The organism is Neisseria sp. P0009.S007, from assembly GCF_051962515.1.
In genome coordinates, this window is record NZ_JBQCVF010000098.1 from 1 (window position 1) to 3,761 (window position 3,761).

General features: G+C 51.5%; 3 protein-coding genes. All 3 read left to right on the top strand.

Annotated elements, in window-relative coordinates; all coding sequences use genetic code 11:
• Positions 1–2,286 (top strand): DNA translocase FtsK (locus ACTHS3_RS09050; RefSeq protein WP_440367742.1); only part of this gene is annotated, 2,286 nt, incomplete at its 5' end.
• A 353-nt stretch (positions 2,287–2,639) separates the two neighbouring features.
• Positions 2,640–3,335 (top strand): aquaporin Z, encoded by a 696-nt coding sequence (aqpZ, locus tag ACTHS3_RS09055; RefSeq protein WP_039862497.1) that lies wholly within the window; start codon positions 2,640–2,642, stop codon positions 3,333–3,335.
• A 148-nt stretch (positions 3,336–3,483) separates the two neighbouring features.
• On the top strand, positions 3,484–3,761 hold a 278-nt coding region (locus tag ACTHS3_RS09060), incomplete at its 3' end, for a hypothetical protein (protein WP_440367744.1).

Below are 3,761 nucleotides of genomic sequence, written 5' to 3' on the forward strand. Positions count from 1 at the left end.
CCCTATACTTCCATGCAGGCATTCCCTTCTGAAATCCAAGCGGAAGATATTCACGACAACCTTGCCCGCCGCACCGCCGCCCGCCACAAACTAGCTGCGGCCGTCGCCCCATTGCGCGACTACTCTCCGCGCACCATCGAAAATGACGAAATTCTGGCCAATTTGGGACAAATCAGCCGTCCTGCCAGCCTGCGCCGTCAAGTTCGCCATACCGAAGCGGCCGCCGAAAGATGGGCGCGCAAACAAGCTGCCACGGAAGCTGTTGCACCACAACCTGCCGTATCGGCAACGCCGTCCCGTCCAAAACCGGCTGCGCCTGTTAAAAAATCCCCTTATATCTCCCGACCTGCCGCGCCAAACGCAACCGTAGTCGAGCCGCCTGCCGTACCGGTTGTCCCGATGGCGAAAACCGATATTCCCGAGCCGCCCGTTTTCCAAACCTCGATTGCACCGATTGATATCCCCGAGCCGCCTGCTTTCGAACATAAAATCCAAGTGCCGATTTTTGATTCGCAAGTCAATGCGCATGTTAGCAATCAGCCTGAACGCAGTATCCGCGATTATTTAATCAGCGAATCTGCGGAAGAAGAAACAGAATTCGATGGTGAGCCGGAAGCGCCTGTACAAGCGGAAACAGAAGCGATTCAAGCGGTTGAAACGATTGAACCTGTTGAACCTGTTGAAACAATCGCAAGGCCGTCTGAATATACACAGACAGTCATTGAAACGCCTGTTCGAAGCGTAGAACCAAGCGTTCAAGAAGATACACCAAGCATAGCTATTCCAACTTCGGCAACCCTGACCGAGGCACACCTGCCGACCACTGCCCTGCTCCTGCCGCCGCAGTTTGACCCAAGCGCCTCGCAAACTGAAGAACAGTTGCTGGAAAACAGCATTACCATCGAAGAAAAACTGGCCGAGTTCAAAGTTAAAGTCAAAGTGATGGACTCCTATTCCGGCCCGGTCATTACGCGTTATGAGATTGAGCCTGATGTCGGTGTACGCGGCAGTGCCGTTTTGAACCTTGAAAAAGACTTGGCGCGCTCGCTTGGCGTGGCTTCCATCCGCGTGGTGGAAACTATCCCAGGCAAAACCTGCATGGGCTTGGAATTGCCTAATCCGAAACGCCAAATGATCCGCCTGAGCGAAATCTTCAATTCGCCTGCATTTACCGAGTCCAAATCCAAACTGACCCTCGCACTCGGCCAAGACATCACCGGCCAGCCTGTCGTCACCGACTTGGCCAAAGCGCCGCATCTGCTGGTTGCCGGTACGACCGGTTCGGGTAAATCCGTGGGTGTGAATGCCATGATTCTGTCCATGCTCTTCAAAGCAACGCCTGAAGACGTGCGCATGATTATGATTGACCCGAAAATGCTGGAATTAAGCATTTACGAAGGCATTCCTCACCTGCTCGCCCCTGTCGTAACCGATATGAAGCTGGCCGCAAACGCGCTGAACTGGTGCGTCAACGAAATGGAAAAACGCTACCGCCTGATGAGCTTTATGGGCGTGCGCAACCTTGCCGGCTTCAACCAAAAAATTGCCGAAGCCGCCGCTCGTGGCGAAAAAATCGGCAGCCCGTTCAGCCTCACGCCTGAAAATCCTGAACCATTGGAGAAACTGCCGTTTATCGTGGTCGTGGTAGATGAGTTTGCCGATCTGATGATGACTGCAGGCAAGAAAATCGAAGAGCTGATTGCCCGTCTTGCCCAAAAAGCACGCGCAGCCGGCATCCATTTGATTCTTGCCACCCAACGCCCAAGCGTGGATGTCATTACCGGACTTATTAAAGCCAATATTCCGACACGCATTGCCTTCCAAGTGTCCAGCAAAATCGACAGCCGCACGATTCTTGACCAAATGGGTGCGGAAAACTTGCTCGGTCAAGGCGATATGCTGTTCCTGCCACCCGGTACCGGCTATCCGCAACGTGTACACGGCGCATTCGCATCAGACAACGAAGTACACCGCGTAGTGGAATACTTGAAACAATTCAGCACGCCTGACTATATCGACGATATTTTAAGCAGCGGTTCGACCGAGGACTTTACCAGCACCAGCCGCAGCAACGACAGCGACCTCGACCCCATGTATGACGAAGCCGTTTCCGTTGTCTTGAAATCGCGTAAGGCCAGCATTTCCAATATCCAACGCCAACTGCGCATCGGCTACAACCGCGCTGCCCGCCTGATTGATCAAATGGAAGCCGACGGTATTGTTTCCCCGGCGGAAAACAATGGCAACCGCACCATCTTGGCGCAAAGCAGTGAGCATTTAGATTAACTTATCTCCATCAATAAAAGGCCGTCTGAAAAGTTTTCAGACGGCCTTTTTTAATCAGATAATGGGTTCAGAGATTCCAATTAAATAAACAAGCAAATAAGTAATCTGTAAACGGCATTTCTTACAAAAACAAATGCTTTTGCATTAACGGCATTTGCTTCGCTATCAAATAAATCCAGTCCCAATAATCAAAATTCGACCTGCCAAATATATGTCCCTATCCATTTGTCGCCATTTTCAGACTGCCTTTTGTCAAGACCGGAAAAAACAGGTAAATCCGTTTTTCGATTAGAAGCAATATTATTATGATTCATGCCTTCGGCAACACCCCCACCCTTTACGAGGAAAAACAAATGAAAAAATATTTTGCAGAATTTTTCGGCACTTTCTGGCTGGTATTCGGCGGCTGCGGCAGCGCAGTTTTGGCAGCAGCCTACCCTGAACTTGGCATTGGTTTTGCCGGTGTCGCCTTGGCATTCGGCTTGACCGTACTGACCATGGCTTACGCCGTCGGCCACATTTCCGGCGGCCACTTCAATCCTGCCGTTTCCGTCGGCCTTTTCATCGGCGGCCGTTTCAACGGTAAAGACCTGTTGCCTTACATCGTATCCCAAGTTATCGGTGCGATTGCCGCCGCGGGCGTTCTGTATCTGATTGCTTCCGGTAAAACCGGTTTTGATGCTGTTGCTTCCGGCTTTGCCAGCAACGGTTTCGGCGAGCACTCTCCTAACGGTTACGACATGATGGCTGCTTTGCTGATCGAATTCGTACTGACCGCATTCTTCCTGATTATCATCATGGGTTCTACCGACAAATTGGCTCCGGCCGGCTTTGCCCCTATCGCCATCGGCCTGGGTCTGACCCTGATTCACTTGATCAGCATTCCTGTGACCAATACTTCCGTTAACCCTGCACGTTCTACCGGCGTTGCCTTGTTCCAAGGTGGCTGGGCTGTTGAACAACTGTGGTTGTTCTGGTTGGCTCCTATTGCCGGCGCAGCAGTTGGCGCGGCTATTTACCGCTTCGTTTTGGCTAACAACGACAAATAATCTTGACGGAATGACATTCCCGGTGCGGCTGACACTTCTAAACTGACCGCACCCAAGTTGCCGAGACACAAACGCACCGCCTGCCTCAGACGGTGCGTTTGTTTTTGCCGTGTTACAATATTTTCTTTTCCCACATTCTCAAACCATCATGCAAACCTTACCTTTTCAAACCGATATCGCTGCCAGAATGCTTGTCAATACCGAAAACGAAACCATTCATCCCGATGCCGTATTCGTACAAACGCAAAACGGCTATTGGATTGCCTGGCACGACCAGCAAGCCGCCCTGCTTGCCCCCGACACACCACCCGATATTCCCTGCTTTTGGGTAGAAGGCGCAGAAAGCCTGGAAGAGCTGGTAAGCATGGTAGAAAACGGCGAATTTGACGAAGTTGAAGAATTTGACGGCGATGATGATGCTTGGCA